Origin of the sequence: Enterococcus pallens ATCC BAA-351 (genome assembly GCF_000407485.1) — a bacterium.
Taxonomy (GTDB): Bacteria; Bacillota; Bacilli; order Lactobacillales; family Enterococcaceae; genus Enterococcus_A; species Enterococcus_A pallens.
This window is the reverse complement of the sequence record NZ_ASWD01000008.1, coordinates 119,038-136,438: the sequence shown is the minus strand read 5'-3', so window position 1 is coordinate 136,438 and position 17,401 is coordinate 119,038. Positions and strand designations below refer to the sequence as shown.

Annotated in this window: 14 protein-coding genes; 5 read left to right on the top strand and 9 right to left on the bottom strand. The window is 39.1% G+C overall.

The window, feature by feature from the left end; translation table 11 throughout:
- The first annotated feature begins 773 nt into the window (after window positions 1-773).
- Both ltrA and I588_RS27760 read left to right on the top strand, forming a co-directional pair.
- The gene (ltrA, locus tag I588_RS25605; RefSeq protein WP_010758322.1) at window positions 774-2,666 is read left to right on the top strand and encodes a group II intron reverse transcriptase/maturase; all 1,893 of its coding nucleotides are present in this window, start codon (window positions 774-776) and stop codon (window positions 2,664-2,666) included.
- 181 nt (window positions 2,667-2,847) lie between these two features.
- Window positions 2,848-2,994: a putative holin-like toxin gene (locus I588_RS27760; protein ID WP_155857165.1), complete on the top strand. Its 147-nt coding sequence runs from the start codon at window positions 2,848-2,850 to the stop codon at window positions 2,992-2,994.
- Between the two features lie 345 nt (window positions 2,995-3,339).
- On the opposite strand, the gene I588_RS28260 is transcribed toward I588_RS27760, so the two are convergent.
- Window positions 3,340-3,519, bottom strand: coding sequence for an IS3 family transposase (locus I588_RS28260; RefSeq protein ID WP_211279462.1), 180 nt, complete (start codon window positions 3,517-3,519; stop codon window positions 3,340-3,342).
- A gap of 326 nt (window positions 3,520-3,845) precedes the next feature.
- On the opposite strand from I588_RS28260, the gene I588_RS25600 reads away from it, so the two are divergent.
- The 3 genes from I588_RS25600 (at window position 3,846) to I588_RS25590 (ending at window position 6,019) form a co-directional block, all read left to right on the top strand.
- A complete protein-coding gene (locus I588_RS25600) occupies window positions 3,846-4,499 on the top strand; it encodes a hypothetical protein (protein WP_010758657.1) in 654 nt (217 codons plus the stop codon).
- A 58-nt stretch (window positions 4,500-4,557) separates the two neighbouring features.
- Window positions 4,558-5,088 carry a 5-bromo-4-chloroindolyl phosphate hydrolysis family protein gene (locus I588_RS25595; RefSeq protein ID WP_010758658.1) on the top strand — a complete coding sequence of 177 codons (531 nt, stop codon included), beginning with the start codon at window positions 4,558-4,560 and terminating at the stop codon, window positions 5,086-5,088.
- Window positions 5,089-5,191: 103 nt separating this feature from the next.
- A complete protein-coding gene (locus tag I588_RS25590; RefSeq protein WP_010758659.1) occupies window positions 5,192-6,019 on the top strand; it encodes a hypothetical protein in 828 nt (275 codons plus the stop codon).
- A gap of 240 nt (window positions 6,020-6,259) precedes the next feature.
- Here I588_RS25590 and I588_RS25585 read toward each other — a convergent pair whose 3' ends face one another.
- The 8 genes from I588_RS25585 to I588_RS25550 form a co-directional block, all read right to left on the bottom strand.
- Entirely contained in the window at window positions 6,260-6,709 is a 450-nt protein-coding gene (locus I588_RS25585) for a hypothetical protein (protein WP_010758660.1), read from the bottom strand.
- A gap of 79 nt (window positions 6,710-6,788) precedes the next feature.
- On the bottom strand, window positions 6,789-8,870 hold the full coding sequence (locus tag I588_RS25580; protein ID WP_010758661.1) for an LPXTG cell wall anchor domain-containing protein: 2,082 nt from the start codon (window positions 8,868-8,870) through the stop codon (window positions 6,789-6,791).
- Window positions 8,871-9,401: 531 nt separating this feature from the next.
- Window positions 9,402-10,517: a tyrosine-type recombinase/integrase gene (locus tag I588_RS25575; RefSeq protein ID WP_034694046.1), complete on the bottom strand. Its 1,116-nt coding sequence runs from the start codon at window positions 10,515-10,517 to the stop codon at window positions 9,402-9,404.
- A gap of 818 nt (window positions 10,518-11,335) precedes the next feature.
- Window positions 11,336-12,379, bottom strand: coding sequence for a zinc-dependent alcohol dehydrogenase family protein (locus tag I588_RS25570; protein ID WP_010758663.1), 1,044 nt, complete (start codon window positions 12,377-12,379; stop codon window positions 11,336-11,338).
- A 21-nt stretch (window positions 12,380-12,400) separates the two neighbouring features.
- Window positions 12,401-13,237, bottom strand: a complete 837-nt coding sequence (locus I588_RS25565; RefSeq protein ID WP_010758664.1) for an SDR family oxidoreductase — start codon at window positions 13,235-13,237, stop codon at window positions 12,401-12,403.
- Window positions 13,238-13,324: 87 nt separating this feature from the next.
- On the bottom strand, window positions 13,325-13,930 hold the full coding sequence (locus I588_RS25560) for an NAD(P)H-binding protein (protein WP_010758665.1): 606 nt from the start codon (window positions 13,928-13,930) through the stop codon (window positions 13,325-13,327).
- A gap of 533 nt (window positions 13,931-14,463) precedes the next feature.
- On the bottom strand, window positions 14,464-16,185 hold the full coding sequence (locus I588_RS25555) for an ABC transporter permease/substrate binding protein (RefSeq protein ID WP_010758666.1): 1,722 nt from the start codon (window positions 16,183-16,185) through the stop codon (window positions 14,464-14,466).
- Window positions 16,178-17,395: a quaternary amine ABC transporter ATP-binding protein gene (locus I588_RS25550; protein WP_010758667.1), complete on the bottom strand. Its 1,218-nt coding sequence runs from the start codon at window positions 17,393-17,395 to the stop codon at window positions 16,178-16,180. The genes I588_RS25555 and I588_RS25550 overlap by 8 nt, the downstream gene beginning before the upstream one ends.
- Window positions 17,396-17,401 lie beyond the last annotated feature (6 nt).

Sequence of the window (17,401 nt, the reverse complement as noted above, 5' to 3'; positions counted from 1 at the left end):
CTGGTGCGAGACGTTCTAGTCAAAAGATAGCCTAATAAGTTATCAGGGAGACTAGCAGTTCACTCGTTGGCTTTGCCAAATCAAGAACTGAACTTTATTGATAAGATACTGGAATGATGGAGTAACGCCCTGAAACGTATCCTCTAATATGCCCTAACCTTTTATCGTAACGTATACGGTAAAGGCAACCATAGCTGGGTAACATATGCATGAAAGTAAACCGAAACAATTTAGCTGTCGAAAGCCAAAAGAATTAATAAATCTAATGGAACTGGACGATTAATGTATGGAGTCAATAAAATATGGTGAGAATGATGTAAACATCTGACGAACTTGCGAATGTACGCTTCGTAACACTCAAGGGTTAGAAATAGCTCTCGTGCTTAAAAGGCACTTTGCCAGAGGAATGAACACATCAGGCAGTAAGTAATCTCCTCACATGATAACTGGTCGTGGAGCTGGCAACGGAGTATAGTGAGCACCTAAGTTTTATTAAAGATAGTCAATAAGGAACGTCGGAAGCGGGTAACGTTCTTTCTCTTAACAGAAAAGATACGACGGTATAAGTTGAATAGAAAATTCTTGAATATAACTATTCTTAATATCCGATGAAAGTAGTGGCACGACCGTTGACAACTCTTGTAATGAGAGAATGAGGAACAGCCACAAGTGTTTAAGAAAATGAAAACAATTATTTTCATTCTATTTTATCAATGTTCGAGTATGACAAAAAGTCCACTCAAATCATACATTGTACGAAAGAGGTGGAGATATTGAAAATTGAGGAAACGGCTCTAAAAGATAAAAAGCTAAGAAATAATGAATATTATGGCGTTCAAAGTATTTATGATGACTTATACCAACGAGGGTTTAAAAACCAAAAATTTCATTCTTTGATGAAATTGATCATGAGTAAGGAAAATCTTCTACTCGCTTATCGGAACATTAAAAGAAATAAAGGAAGCTTTACTCCTTCTTGTGACTTTAAAACAATCCGAGACATTGGAAATCTTAGTGAACCCCAATATCTTGAAAAGATGAAAAGAAAGCTGGAAAACTACAACCCCTCTGTGGTAAAAAGAAAAGAAATCCCCAAACCCAACGGGAAAATGCGACCGTTGGGTATTCCAAGTATTTGGGACAGATTAATACAGCAGAGTATACTTCAGGTGTTAGAACCTATTGCGGAAGCCCATTTCTCTGAGCGCAGTTATGGTTTTAGACCGAATCGTAGCGCAGAAAATGCGATAGCAGAGTGTGCTACACAAGTCAACGTCGCTCAACGATTCTATGTCGTGGACATAGATATTAAAGGCTTTTTTGATGAGGTCAACCATTCAAAATTAATGAAACAACTATGGTCAATGGGAATACGTGATAAGTCGCTTTTAGTTATTATTAGGAAAATACTCAAAGCTCCATTAAAACTGGAAAATGGCGATATTATTCACCCTGACAAGGGCACTCCACAAGGCGGAATTCTATCACCTTTGCTTGCCAATATCAATTTAAATGAGTTCGACAAATGGATTGAAAGTCAGTGGGATGAATTTCCAAGTCATAAAGTATATTCTAGAAAATCAAGTAAACTATCTGCATTGAACAACACGAAGCTTAAGCGGATGCATCTTGTGAGGTACGCGGATGATTTCAAGATATTCACCAATAATCGTTCAAGCGCTGAGAAAATTTTCCAATCCACTCAAAAATGGTTAAAAACGAGGTTAAGACTTTCAATCTCAGAAGAAAAATCAAAAATAACGAATCTCAAACGAAACTCTTCCGAGTTTCTCGGCTTTGAAATAAAGGCGGTTAAAAAAAGGCGGAAACATATTGCCCGTACTCGAATGAGCCAAAAAGCGATTGAGAAGACTTATCGAGAGCTGAATCAACAAATTAAAAAAATACAAAAAAGCCCTCAATCCTCAAAAACATTACAGGAAATCTACCGATACAATTCGATAGTAATTGGGAAACATAACTATTATAGGATAGCCACTCAAGTCTTTCGTTGTCTAAGAGATATGCAATACCCACTTGTTACCAAAATGTATAACAGATTCCCAAAAGCAACCAATAGCGATGGAAAAATCATTAACACCAATGGATTCACAAGACATGGGAAATACTCAGGTAAAGACAAAGGGTTACGTCCTTATCTAAAGTCCAAAAATATTAACTATTTAATGAAATACCCGATAATCTCTATTTCATGTGTGAAGACAAAAAAAGCCATGGCGAAAGAAAAAGTCGTAAATAAATATACTTCTGAGGGTAGAAACAAAATTCATAAAAGCCTTCAAAACGTATCAGAAGTCGAGTTGCGCTGGTTGAGAAATCATCCTATTAAGGGAGAACGTGGAACCGTGGAACTCAATGACAACAGAATTGCTTTATATATTTCCCAAAAGGGAAAATGTAGTGTTACAGGTAACCTACTTAAAGATAATGAGTGGCATTGTCATCACAAAGTTCTCTGGAGCAGAACACGGGACGATTCATATAATAATTTGACGCTGGTTCTTAAAGAAGTACATCAGATCATTCATGCCAATCAGATTTTGACAATACAACGCCTAATAACAAAATTAAACTTAGACAAAACTCAGCTAGAAAAAGTCAATCAACTGAGAATTTTAGCAGAAAAAAAAGCTATTAAAATATAATAACTTTAAAAAATAATAATAATAATAACTCAATTTTAGAATGCTAATAATGATTAACTTAAACATGGAACGCCGTATGAGGTGAAAGTCTCACGTACGGTGTGGAGCGGGGGAAAGCCCAAAAGATAATCCTCTAATGGACACTTAGTAGGCTACCTATCGCAATACTTAGCAGTGTTTATTGCGGTGGCTGAGCTTCTTAGAAAGGAGTGATGCCCATGTTCATCCTAGGAAAGGGACTTCCGCCATGACTGTGTATCAGGCGTTGACATTGGCGATAGCCTTTGCCACCTTGATCATCACCATTGATCGACACCACAAGAAATAAGCACTACTCACAGTCACCGTCTTAAACGGTGCTTCATTGAGGTGTTATGCGCGCAGCACCTCTGCTTTGAGTAGAAGGGTTCTACATAATTGAGGGTGGTATTTAGCTTTTTCTGCCAATCTGTCGGCGACCTGCGATCTTTGATAATTGAATAAATGGGATTATTAGTCTCATTTTGTTGTAATTAGCCGAAACTAAAACTTTGAACTAGTCTTTCTACGTGGAGAGTAGGTAAATTTGTCATTATAGGATTTCTCTGTATCGTGCACTTGAAAAATACCGACTCTAGTGGAATTGACCTAATAAATTAGACAAAAAGTTAAGAAAATTTAGGAATGTTCCTTTTCAAAGACCTAGTGATTGATAATTCAATGCTGAATGCAGTCGATTGTTGTTGCAATAGGTTTCAGTATATTTGAACATCTCCAATTGAGCTTGATCAATGCAGGTAAAACTCGCTTCATTGATCATCTCTCTTTTTATTATTTTGTAAAAAATCCCGTCTAAGGTACAACTAAACCGCAAACATCAGCATCTATTGCAAAGCTTCTCCGGCTGATAAAAGACCTCGTGGTAGGTCGGGCTAAAAAACGGAACCTTTTAACACTTGTAATTTACGTCCAAAGATCACACTCTTACTAAACTGATTGTTCTATATTAACAACTCTAACCCTGCTCATTACGGTGCTAAAGAAAGATAATTGTATTCTTAGCACTTTTTTATTTGTTTTGAACAGAAATTTATTATTGCGTTTCATGAAACGGATTTTCACAAATTTGAAAAATCGACTACCTTTAGAAAAACATTTAAGATATACTGGATCTATCTGACATTAGAGGGGCTTGATTGAATGATCACATATGAGGATGCAATAAAAGACTTGAATAATAGTACATTCCGCATTGAAAAACATGAAAAAATCAGAAAAAAATTTCTTCAGTTAACACGATTATCAACCTTGATATTTATCTTGTTAGTCTCTATCTATAGCCTTTATTTAGTTAAAGTTAAGGGATTCTCTTTTTTTAATTATGGTTTAGCTTGGTGGATTGCGATCTTCCTTCTAGTATTGGGATGGGTTGGCGAACTAGTTTTGGTATTACGAGGAACAAGGATGTATAAAGAATATCTAGTGAAAATACAACATGTATCTGATGTGATCTATGAAACCTATGGTGAAACAAACCTTCACGAGATACCACCCTTTCTATCAACTCCTGAACAAACGAGAAATCCTGAATTTCTTCATTTGTTTGAATATTTATTCTGGGATTTTGCAAAGGAGATTCAAGAAGATTACTTAAACCGTATTTCTATCTATGGCTTTGACATTGATACGATTCACGGTTTATCAGATTTCTTAGATACCAAAGATATTTCTCAGCGAATTGGGGTAAAAGTAGCTCAAAAATACGATACTGTCTATTATGATAGTATTCATTTGGGACAGGATGAGGATGATTTCTTACAGGATTGCATTGTTATCTATACAACTGAAAAATGAACCTAATTAACTTAATTTTCTCTGTAATGAGAAAGTTTTCTGTCAGGAGAGTAAAAAGATGTATTTCTATATTTTAGTAATAATTTTAGTTGTCGGTTTACTTGTTATCAGCTTTGAATTAGTGAAACGCTCCAAACTAAAGGCTGCACAATTATTGGCAGTTCATGCTTTTCAGGATGATCATAACTTGAGTAATCGGGATCTAAAAATTTTTAAGGAAACATTGGGAGAAGCAAAATCACAAATCCTAACAGCCGAAAAAGCAGTGACAAAAGTAGAAAATAATCAGCAGTATTTAGACTCCGCTCTTACGGCGAGCAAAGAGATATTTAAATATTTAATGGATAAACCTAAAGATATTGTCTTATATGATAACTTCCTTTACCGAAGTTTACCTGCTTTTTCGAACACTTTAGAAAGAAGAGCAGCATTCGAACAGACCGCAATTGATAGCAGCCAACTTACAAATACGCAAAAAGAACTTGATAAGATACTTATTGAATTGAGTGAATCCATTGTCAACGATTATAATAGATACTTGAAAGACGAATTAGAAGAAACTGTAATAGAAAAAGAAGCAGTTAAGTAAGGAGACAACGCATCTGGGCAAAAAGAATAATTTTTCAGAAAAGTATGATCAACTTTTTGAAAAACCTAAATTAAAAATTTTACAAGAAAAAAAACTTAGAAAAATGGTTCTATTAGGAATTATCGCCATTGGGTTAGCTGCCGCAAGTCCCTTCCTGGCAGCTATGGTCGCTATGAAGGTGTCTGAAGGAATCGTAAATATTTCACAAAAAAAGCTTGATCAGATTGAAGCAGATCAACCCTTCACAGAAATTCCAATATTCAAACAAAACTTATCGATTCAATTCCCACCTGACTATCAAAAAGTAAAGAAATACGATCTTAGTTTCAATGGGGAAAATCTCAATTTTGGGAATGGTTATACCCTTCAAATAAACGATTTTTCAAGTATAGAAAATCACTTGAACGAAACCACTCTCATCGCAACTAAAAATTATGATCCAGTCAACAATTTATTGATGGTAAAAAATAGCATCACTCAATTTCCAATAGTCAATGACGGGAAAAAGCATATGTATGACAAAGCGAACGGATTTGAGTCAGATCGGGTTACCGCTGTGCGGGTTACAGGTAATTTACTAGAAAGCGTAACGATGCAGAAAATGAAAGAGAAGGGCTCTTTCCTAACTCTATACCAGCAACATAATATCGGCGATGTAAAAACTGGTATAGTTATTAGTTCTAGTCCTTCAAGTGGTTTGTCCGATGAATTAGGCGAAATTTCTCAAAGTTATGTGATTTTAACCAAATATTGGCTTTTTCCTGATGGTGTAGGCGTATTCGTCGATGTAAATGATCTATATTTAGGAAAGCTAGCTGATGAAGACGATTTTGATCACCTTACAGAAAAAAAGTTGGCAGAAATCGATCGATTTACTAATAATACGTATACTTGGTTGTCAGAGCATTTTGAGATGAAAATAACCGATTAGCGGTAGTAGATTGTATGCTCTAAAAGTCAATTTCTTACCTATAAAAGGTAGGTTAGAATGACATACTACTCATTAGCAGGACAAAGACAACAATCGATAGTGTAACTAGTCCGTTTAATCCACACATTTATGATTACAGTGAACAAAAAAAGCCAATCCTAGTCGCAATAGGGTTGGCTTTCGTATTGTAATGCGGTTTAACTATTTTCGCTTATCCTAACTAGACCAGCCAACACATTATTAAAGTTCATGGCTGATTTTGAGGACTTCTTCTTCCACTACGGCTTTAAGATATAATTCTTCCATCTCGTCTTGTAATTCGCAGGTGATCAATTCTTCAATCAAACTCTTTTTGCGCATTAATGACAGGTAATGAAGCTCTTGAATCCGCCAGATATATTTTTCGAGAAGCTGGAAGAGATCATTTTGAATGAAATAGAGCTGTTCTTCTCCCACTGCGATGACTTCGATTAGGTCATTGAGTTCACTTTCGGTTTTGCATTCCTGCAGGCGATAGAGATAGGCGTTTTTAGTCATTTCATTGGAAAAATCGAGGGCTTCGATTTTTGACTGAATGGCAGTTTTATCCAGCGTATTCTGAGCAGCAGTAATGGGTGATCGTTTCTTCAGCTTGCCGCCGCTCATGATGTAAACTTCTCCATCGGCCAGTTTGATTTCTAACGAAGACACGAAAAACATCCTTTCTGCATCAATATGTAAGAGAAGAAACGCACTAAAAGACCGGCTTTCAGTGCGTTTCTGGATTGCTTTACACGCGGTATTTCTTGCGCAGCATTGCGGCACCGGTAGCTGAAACTAAACCTAAGCCGATTAATGAAGCGGCTAGTGTTTCGGCAGAACCTGTTTGTGGGTATTGTTTTTCTGAAGTTCCACCAGCTGTTACTGGTACTGTTTTCGCAGCTGTTGTTTGAACCGTTCCAGTTGTTTTGTTTACTGCTTTATCAACAACTTTATCAGCTTCTTTTTCTGCTTTGTCTACATCGATAGTATCTGGTGCAACGATTGAAGCGTAACCGTCAGCGTAACCTAATTGATAGCTTTCGCTTTCCCCAGAGACGTCCGCTTTTTTGTTGCCAGCTTTGGCATCAGCGGCACCAGCACGTAAGCCTGCTAAACGATCTTCTGCAGCTTTGACAGCAGCTGTTTGTTCTTTGACTGCATTTTTAGCATCTGTAAGAGCAGCTGTCGTTGATTTTACTAAATCTTCGTAGGCTTGCTTCGCATCTTCAATTGCAGCTTTCAGCTCGTCAACGACTTTTTGTGCTTCAGCTTCGCTCGCTTGGGCAGCTGCCAATGCGTCTTTTTGAACTTGTAATTCTGCTTCTGCTTCTTTGATTGTTTCTTTGGCGAAATCAATGAATGGTTGTTGCTCAGCAGTAATCGCATCTACTTCTGCTTGGGCAGCTTCCAAAGCAAGGTTTGCTTCTTGTAGAGCTGTTTCGGCTTCGTCGATTGCTGGTTGTTTTGCATCAATGGCAGCTTGGGCTTCATCGATGATTGCTTGAGATTCTGCATTTACTTCTGCTTGTTCTGCCTCAGCAGCATTCATTTCAGCAAGTTTTTCTTCTTGGTTGATGTTTGCTTCTTGGACAGCCGTTTCTGCTTCAGTGATTAATGCTGGACCTTGGTCAATAATCGCTTGGGCTTCAGCAATCTTTTCGTCAGCCAATTGGTTGGTTTGTTCTTGAGCAACCAAAGCATTTTGCAGTTCAGCCTCAGTTGTGCCAATAGCAGCTTCAGCAGCAGCATAGGCAGCAGCTGTATTGTTTAATTGTGTTTGGGCAGCTGCTACAGCATTCGTAAGTGCATCTTTTTCTCCTTGAGAATAAGCTAAAAATGCTTGTAGATTAGCCAGTTCTGCTTGAGCAGCTGCAATCGCTGCAGCATTGGCTGGATCTGCTGGATCAAGACTTGCAAGAATACCTTCTTGAACAGCAATTGCTGCTTGGAAGGTTGCAATTTCATTGTCCAATGTTGGAGCCATAGATGCTAAGTCAGCTTGGGCTGCATCATAAGCGGCTTGCGCTGCTGGCAATTCTGCTGCCAAGATATTAAAGTTGTTTACTGCATCTGCTGCGTTCACTTGTGCTTGAACAACGGCTGCTTGAGCAGCGTCTTTTTCAGCATTTGCTTGATTAATTACGTTGTATTGGTCGTTGATCTTATTAATAACTTGTTCCAACGCAATATTTGCTTCTTGGATAGCTGTTTCTGATGCGTTAAACGCTTCTCTTGCTGCTTGAACCTTCGCTTCAGCATCAGCAATTGCTTGGTTTGCTTCATCAATTGCTGGTTGTTGTGCTTCTTGTTCAGCGTTCCATTCAGCAATTGCTTCATCCAAGTCGGCTTGAGCGGCTGCTACTGCTTCTTTAGCTTCGTCAGCGATGGCTTGCTTTTCGTCAATTAAGCCTTGAGCTGTGTCGATTTCGTTTTGCGCCATAGCGACGATTTCATCGTAATCTTTCTGAGCGGCTTCCATCTTTTCTTCTTCAGCTGCCACTGCTTCTTTGGCTGCCGCTAATGCTTCTTGAGCGGCTGGCATTTCAGCTTTTTTGTCTTCGATGGCTTGTTTGCCGGCTGCTAATTGCTCAGGTGTTTCTTTTTCCAATTTGGCTAAAGCTTCTTGGGCCTTGGCTAAGTCAGACTTAGCTTGTTCTACTCGGTCTTTCGCTGCTTGTTCCAGCTCGACAAATTTGGTTTCGTCAAAGTTTTTTTGTGTTGTTTCTGTGTTGTCGGTTGCTTCAGCTGCCTGGCTGACCACTGGAGCGGCTGCTACAGAACCCAAAGTAGCGGATACGACAAGTGAACTAATAAGTTTCGTCTTTTTCAATGATTTCTCTCCTTTTTTTGCAACAGTTTCGTGTAAAATCTTTAGCGAAATTCGCTAACTTCCCCATTTTGTTTGGCGCCTAAAGTGTCTTTTCATCAATCAGCCCCTTCACTTCATATTTAGATTTATAAACAATCCGCCAGCAGTGGCTCTGGTGAATGTTATCTAGCCGTTTTAGCTCTTCGTTTCTGCGAAATAATTAATCGCAAAACAAGAGAATCTTCCTACTGTTAAATAACGTTCATTTATAATAAAATAGTGAAATAAATCGGCAGATCTCCTTCATTCGCTTCCTAGTTTGAAAAAAACTAGGAGAAGAGAAAGAACGCCTGTCGTTATTGACTTTAGAGTGGCTTCTGACCATTTTAGACGGCTTATAAATTTTGGAAGGTGCTTTGAGGGAGAAAAACTGCTGGAAAAAAGAGGAAATGTGTTTCTAATCTAGTTTACATAATTTTGCAAGCGTTTACCTGGAGAAAGCAAAAAAAGGGGAGACTAATGAGGAATGAGGATTTTTTTGAAAACGTTTTATTAGGCTGCAGCCATTAGATGGATGGCTTGAATCCGCTGCTCCAGCATCGCATCGGCATAGATATCCAACGTCATTTTTGCGGATGAATGTCCCAATAAGGCACTTACTGAAGCAATGTCCGCCCTGGCTTCAATACACCGAGTAGCAAAGGTGTGGCGCAGCTGATGAAAGTGAATCTGATTCAAATTTGCTCGTTCTCGAAGCTGATGAAAATAGCGGGTTAACAGGCGCGGTTCACAGGGATGCCCGTTAATCGAGAATACAAAATGATGGTTGGCTTCTCTCTGCGCCTTCAACAAAAGCTTCTTCAGCTTATCCGTGATAGGAATCACCCGTTTAGATGATCGGGTCTTAGCCTCTCCATAAACGAGCTGACTCTTTTTTCCTTCAGCTGTAAGAGCGGCAACTCGTTGATAAGTATGCCCCACATGGATTAGGTTGCTGTCGAAATCAATATCCTTCCATTGTAAAGCGGCTATTTCGCCAATCCGCATGCCGGTCTGTAAGGCCAAGAGTACTGGTAAACCTTTTGCTGCTGGAACCTTTTGAGCTTCGCACTCTAGGCTTCTTTGCTCCTTTTTAGTTAGGGCGCGAACCTTATTTTGGGTCTTGCGCGGCAGTTGAACCTTTAGACAGGGGTTGCTGTGGAGCAATTCTCTTTGAACCGCCTGATTTAGGCAATTGCTCAAAATACGAAAGATCACTTCAATCGTCGATGGGCTCAACGGTTCCCGCTCCAGCTGATCCACCAGCTGCTGCAGGCTCTCTTGCGTTAATGTATTTAAAGGCTGATTGCCGATTTTCGTTAAAACGTATTTGGTTAATTTGTGGTGGTAATTGGCGTAGGTCGCTGGCTTCCATTTACTTTGAAACTCCGCTAACCAAACACCAACCCATTCTGACAGGGGAACACTGCCAACTCCTTGCAGTTGAATAATAGTCTGGTATTTTATTTTATAGGGATAAAGCTTTTCCTTGACCTCTTGATAAGTATCCCCGTATATGGATCCATACTGAATTCTGCCATCGATGGTTCGGCCTTTACGATAACGACCTTCCCAGCGTTTATCTTTGCGTTTATAAATATTTTCGCCTCGTTTGCTCACTGTTAACATCTTCCTTTCTGTTTGACGGCGGAAATGACGGGTGATAAACCAGCTTCGCCTCCTGTTAGGTCATCCATTTTGACTGATTTGTTTCAATATTTTAAAAAAAATATGCATTTTATGAATAAAACTGTTGACCTGACTAAAGAAACATACTACAATTTAGATGACTTTATTCAGCTCCACATAAAAAAACGACGGAAACAGACGATCCGCATCGTGGTTTTTTTCATACCAAGAAGTATACCACATCAGAAACCTTACAAAAACATTGATATATCAACGTTTTTCAATTTTAAAAAAATCACAAGAATATTAACATCGCTTTTAACAAATTGTCATTTTCATTAAAAAACAACAAGAAACGCCCTCTGTGGATATCGAAATCCAAAGAGAGCGTTTCTTTTCTAGTCAATTCAACTGTTGTTTTCTCTTATTTCTTGTGAACAAAATACCTTATCTATTATGATATTTTAATTACTTTTTCCACTCAGCGACTTGTTCAGGGTGAGCAGCAATCCAATCTTTAGCTGCATCGGTTGGGTCTTGCCCTTCGTTGATCATTCTCTAGACCTTGACGAGTAATTGAAACATGATCTTACTATAGAATAGATTATATTGGCCTCAAAACGTGTGATTAAAAAACGGTTTTAAGGCAAACAAATTTTTCTTAAATTTGCAAGGGATGCAACTGATTTTGCAAATGCAACAAAATAAGATCGTATTACATTCGCCAAGTTTCAAACTTTCCATTAATTAAAGACTATTCTTCGAACATTCCTTCATCTATTTTCTTATCATTGATATAAAGTCTTATTTTGATATTATCAGTTTTTATCTAGAATGATTAACGATTTAATTGCTTCTCGTCTGTCCATAGCTTCATAAGCTTTCTGTATATCTTCCAAGCAGAATTCTTTAGTAAATACTTTCCCAGGGTTGATTTTCCCGCTTAAAACTGCGTCAAGAAGAATTTCTTTATCATAAGTCGTGACAGATGCAACTCCTCCCCGAAGTCCTATATTTTTCCAGAAAAGAGAATTTGTATTCATTTCGGCTTGTTGTGGCACCCCGACACGTCCTACAATTGCTCCTGGACGACAAATTTTAACTGCTGTTTCAACCGATAACTCTGTTCCTACACATTCTAAAACTGCATCTGTTCCAGAACCATTTGTAAGCTCCAACACTTTTTTTACCGCTTCGTCTCCACGCTCAACTACAATATCTGTTGCGCCAAATTCACGCGCTAATTCTTGGCGATCTTTATGACGACTCATTGCAATAATCTTTTTGGCACCAAGTAATTTTGCACCAATAATGCCACATAAACCAACAGCTCCATCTCCCATAACTACTACAGTATCACCTTGTTTGACTTCTGCAGTCTTTGCTGCATGATAACCAGTAGCCATCACATCTGCAAGAGTTAAGAGTGAATTCAGTGTTTCTTCTGAATAATCTGAAGGTTGTCCAGGAATCTTGACTAATCCCCAATTGGCATTTGTATAGCGTAGATATTCGCCTTGGTAACCAGCATTTGTTCCCTGTTCTTGATTTGAACAATTCCCATCAAATCCGGCTTTACAAGCTGCACACTCGCCACAACCATGAGTAAAGGGGACAACCACAAAATCTCCTGGTTGAATGTTTAATACTTCTTCTCCCACTTCTTCTACAATTCCGATCGCTTCGTGTCCTGCATACGTATTAGGGTCTCTTTTCGATATTCCTCGAAACCACCATAAATCCGAGCCACAAACACAAGTACGTACAATTTTGATAAGCGCATCTGTTTTTTTCTCAATCTTAGGTTTAGTTGCTTCATGAATCTCCATCTTTCCTGGTTCAATAAACATTGCTACTTTCATAATCATTCTCCTATCTTATAATTAGTTAGTTTTTTCATTCAAAGGACCATAAAAATATGAAGCAGTTGCTCCTCCATCAACAAGAAAAGTGGAACCTGTAATAAATACGGCTCTTTCACTGAGCAAAAATTCTGCAACATTCGCAATTTCATCCGCTGTACCTGGTCTTCCAGAAGGAGACTGCTTGAACATGTTTTTATAAAAATCTCCACGTATTCCATTAAACTCATCTAAAGCGAGAGGAGTGACTACAATTCCTGGGGCAATATCATTGATACGAGCACCTCTTTTTCCCCAGCGAACCGCTTCATACATCGTACGTTTTTCATTTGCACGTTTTGCAAGTTGATAAGCGTGCAGTGTATCTTTGATTTGATCCACTTGTAAAAAATCAAGCGCTAGTAATTTTTCAGTGTCTGTCATTGCTAAAGCACGATCTTGATCTTCTGTTAATGCTGGCATACGATGACCAGATTGGCTAGAAATCACTATTGCACTACCACCACTTGTAATGACCTCACCAACTTCTTCTAAAAGCACAGCGGTTCCATAAAGGTCAACGTTCAAAATCGTTTCAATTGACGCCTGTGAAGGTGAGACACCTGCTCCATTTATTAAATACTTAATTTCTCCATATCTTTGACCTAGAATAATCATTTTTTTTATTGAGTCACGTGAAGATAGATCCATTTCGATTATTTCTACATCAAAACCTGCTTCAATCATTGTCTTAGCAATGTTCTGTGCATTATCAATCTTTTTATCACCTAAAATAATCTTCTTTCCATAACCAATTCGTCTGGCAATAGCCAATGAAATTTGACCTGCCCCGGTAACCAATACTACTTCTTTACTCATAAAAATACCTCCTATTTTCTAAATTGAAAAAGTAAACTACTCTAGAAAAAATAAACTGCTCTTCAATCACAATAAACTTTTCTCATTTTATTCTGGACGATTGATACCAATACTCTTTCTTAAATAAACTGTTGGATCATCAACTAGACGAAGAACTAAGTCAGCAATGCTTTTTCTTGAAACATTATGTCCACCAAAAGGTTCACCCTTTAAGGTGATTTCATATTCATCTGAACCATTATCAAACCAACCTGGGCGAATAATAGTGTAGTCTAATTCACTAGACTCAACTACATCTGCAGCATTTCGATACGTTTGTAAAAAAGGATTGAACGCTAAATTTCCAGAAGCTCCAATCGAATCAGGTATTTCATTATAGATTCCCATAGATGAAATAACTATCAAACGTTTTACGTTAAATTTCTTCATTGAATGAATTACCGCACTTGTCATTTTTTCAAGATTTCCACTTAATGCAACAAAAACTATTTCTTGTCCCTTCAACGCGTTGTCCAACTTTTCTTCATCAAATACATTGGCAGATATTACAGTTTCTCTTTTCGAATTTATTAAATTAAGTTGATTCGCTGTTCGAGAAAAAAGGGTAAGTTCAACACCTGCTCGTTTTAACAACTCTTCTCTAACTACTTGACCAATAGATCCTGTCGCACCAATAATCAAGATTTTTGTCACTGCACATTCCTTCTTTCAATTCAATAATTAAAGCATACACCTTGGAGTTAACTCCAAGTCAAGAGTAAAGCTATTCCTAATAAAAAAGTTGAAGTAGGAATCAATAAATTTTGTTCCTCTTATAGAATTTCATAGTAAGACTTGAAAATATCCATCTTTTACACCACGAATTAGCTCATTCGCTTATAGTAGCAACGAGCGTAAAAAAAACTGCCAATGTCGCAATTGGTTATTTTTGAAATAGAGAGAGTAAGACAGCGAAGCAGCACTTCTTATTTGCTACTAAGTATTCTTACTATACTTCTTTTGTGATAGTACTACTTCTATTTTCCCGCTACTACTTGCCATCGGTGCTATCCTTGCTTTCATTTTAGTCTCTGAAGGATTGTTTGATATTATTGGGGTTCATTTTAAGAAAAGAACGTGCTCAAAAACCTGACCTTACCCTACTTTCAATAGTCAAAAAAACTCTCTTTGAATATCAGAATTCAAAGAGAGTCTTTCTTTTTCAGTAAATCAATTACTGATTCTTCTTATTTCTTCCACTCAGCAACTTGCTCTGGGTGAGCAGCAATCCAATCTTTAGCTGCATCGGTTGGGTCTTGTCCTTCGTTGATCGCCAGCATGACACTTTCCATGTCATCCTTGGTCCAATGGAAGTTCTTTAATACGTTGTAGACTTCTGGTTGATCCTCCTTTAAACCTTGACGAGCAATCGTGTGAATGGATTCGGCTTGGCCCATTGAGCCCTTCGGATCTTCCAAATATTTCAAGCCGTATTTGGCAAACATCCAGTGGGGAGACCAGCCGGTAATCACGATTGGCTGCTTGTTCTTGATCGCTTGACCTAACGCTACAGTCATGGCTCCCGAAGAAGAAGTTGCTACCTTCCAGTCAGCTAGATTCGGATAGTCGGACACGGTTTTTTCAGCGGCATTTACTACGCCGGCTCCCGGTTCGATCCCTGTGATGGTTTTGTTGGCTTGGTCGGTTAAGTCTTCAATAGAATTAACATCCATATAATCTGGAACGACTAAGCCTAGTTTAGCTCCTTTAAGGTTCACACCTAGATCATCAATTTGATCCTTGTATTGAGCATATTGGGCTTTGTGGGTGTTTGGCAGCCAGGCAGATACCATTCCATCGGTTTCGCCTTTAGCAACGGATTCCCACATAATTGCATTGTCTAATGGGGTCAGGTTCACTTGGTAGCCCATGTCTTTCAAGACTTCACCGACTACGTGAGTGGAAGCAACCTCTGTATCCCATTCTACGTAGGATAAATTCACACTGCCTTTAGTTGCATCCTTTGTTCCGCCAAAAGCAACTGAACCGATGATTACAACTACGGCTGCAGCAGCTACTAAAATCCCTGCTTTTTTCTTGCTGCCAGCGGTTTGTTTGGCTTTTTGCTGCTTAGGTTTGTTGATGTTTTGGGTAAAGCGGTCAATGATGATCGCCAAAATAACCAGCGCTAAACCATTAACAAAGCCGTTACCAACTTGGGCACGTTGCAGCGCGGACAATACGCCGCGTCCTAGACCAGGTGCGCCGATCATCGAAGCAATTACTACCATTGATAAAGCAAGCATGGTGGTTTGGTTCACACCAGCCAGAATGGTGCTTTTCGCTAATGGCAATTCTAGCTTGAACAATTTTTGACTAGCTGTTCCACCAAATGAATCGGAGGCTTCCACCAGTTCTTTCGGAATTTGACGAATTCCTAAGTTCGTAAAACGAACGGTTGGCGGCAAAGCGAAAATCACTGAAGCGAATACCCCTGGTACCATGCCGATACCGAAGAAGGCAACCGCTGGAATCAAATAGACAAAACCAGGCATGGTCTGCATAAAGTCCAGAATCGGTGTAATAATCGTCTTAGCTGTTTCATTTTTAGCCATCAGAATTCCTAGCGGCACACCAATTACAATCGAAATGACACTAGACAGGATAACTAAAGTAACGGTACTCATTAGATCCGTCCACAAGCCCTGATTGTAAATAAACAACAGGCCTATCAAGGTAAAGGCAGTCAGTCCCCATTTTTTATTGGAGATAAAGAAAGCTGCCACGGTAATTACTGCAATTAAAAGCAAGGCTGGAATCGACGTTAAAATGCCAGTCATGCCATCCATAACGAACTGTCCACCATGCTGTAGGGCAGAAAATAGTCCGGCAAAGGTGCTGGTCAGCCAATCAGTAAAGGCTTCAACCCAGTCAGCAATCGGTAAGCTTTGTTGTAGGAAATTAGTCATTTGCAGTCACTCCTTCCAGTTCTTCTGTCTGCTCATCGGTAGTTGCTGCTAATGCTTCCAGCACACTGCCGCGGATAACTACGCCTTCTAAACGATTGTTCTCAACTACTGCTAATGGTGTAGGAGAATCGAAAATCAGGTTGAAGATGTCGGTTACCAGCATGTCTTTCGGAATGGTTCGAACGTTTTTATCAATGACATCCTTCAAGGATAAATTCTTTTGTCGTGCTTCCAACGCTTTATCAGCCGTTAAGCTGCCCTTCAGCATCCGTTTGCGGTCAACAGCTAGAAGCATGCTGACTTCTTCTTTACGCATCCGGTTCAAGGCTACGTTTGGTCCATCGATTTCGATGTTGGTAGTCAAGGCTGGCACCATGATATTGGCTGCTGTTAACACCTTAGAACGATCGACATCTTCCACGAAGTCACGAACATATTGGTTGGCTGGATTGGTCAGAATTTCTTCTCCAGTACCGATCTGCATAATTTCGCCATCCTTCATTAAAGCGATCCGATCACCGATGCGTAGCGCTTCATTCAAATCATGGGTGATGAAGATGATAGTCTTTTGGACGTTGGATTGCAGATCCAGCAGTTCATCCTGCATTTCCCGACGAATTAATGGGTCAAGGGCTGAGAAAGCTTCATCCATCAACAAAATCTCAGGATCATTGGCTAAAGCCCGCGCTAAGCCAACCCGCTGCTGCATCCCACCGGATAATTGATTTGGGTATTGATCTTTAAATGAAAGCAACCCAGAATTATCTAGGGCTTGCTCTGCTAACTTTTGGCGTTCTTCTTTGGGTACACCGCGAACCTCCAAGCCGTACTCCGCATTTTCTAAAATGGTTCGGTGTGGAAAGAGGCCAAAGTTTTGAAAAACCATATTGATTTTATGACGACGAACTTCTCGCAGCTCTTCCTTGTTCATCTTGGCAATGTCTTGTCCATCAATAAAAATTTCCCCAGATGTTGGATCGATTAAACGGTTTAACAAACGAATCATGGTGGACTTCCCGCTTCCGGAAAGACCCATGACTACGAATATTTCCCCTTCGTTGACCTCAAAGCTGGCATCATAAACCCCCACGGTTGCACCGGTTTTCTTTAAGATCTCTGTTTTGCTTTTATTTTCTTTCATCATGGCTAGGGCTTGCTGCTGCCGTTTGCCGAATATTTTGGTTAAATGTTCTACCTTAACTTTACTCAAACAAAT

What these genes read in the sequence shown, in the direction of transcription:
- I588_RS25600 (WP_010758657.1), top strand. Translation starts at nt 3,846, where the DNA reads ATGATCACATATGAGGATGCAATAAAAGACTTGAATAATAGTACATTC.
- I588_RS25595 (WP_010758658.1), top strand. Translation starts at nt 4,558, where the DNA reads ATGTATTTCTATATTTTAGTAATAATTTTAGTTGTCGGTTTACTTGTT.
- I588_RS25590 (WP_010758659.1), top strand. Translation starts at nt 5,192, where the DNA reads ATGGTTCTATTAGGAATTATCGCCATTGGGTTAGCTGCCGCAAGTCCC.
- I588_RS25575 (WP_034694046.1), bottom strand. Translation starts at nt 10,517, where the DNA reads ATGTTAACAGTGAGCAAACGAGGCGAAAATATTTATAAACGCAAAGAT.
- I588_RS25570 (WP_010758663.1), bottom strand. Translation starts at nt 12,379, where the DNA reads ATGAAAGTAGCAATGTTTATTGAACCAGGAAAGATGGAGATTCATGAA.
- I588_RS25565 (WP_010758664.1), bottom strand. Translation starts at nt 13,237, where the DNA reads ATGAGTAAAGAAGTAGTATTGGTTACCGGGGCAGGTCAAATTTCATTG.
- I588_RS25555 (WP_010758666.1), bottom strand. Translation starts at nt 16,185, where the DNA reads ATGACTAATTTCCTACAACAAAGCTTACCGATTGCTGACTGGGTTGAA.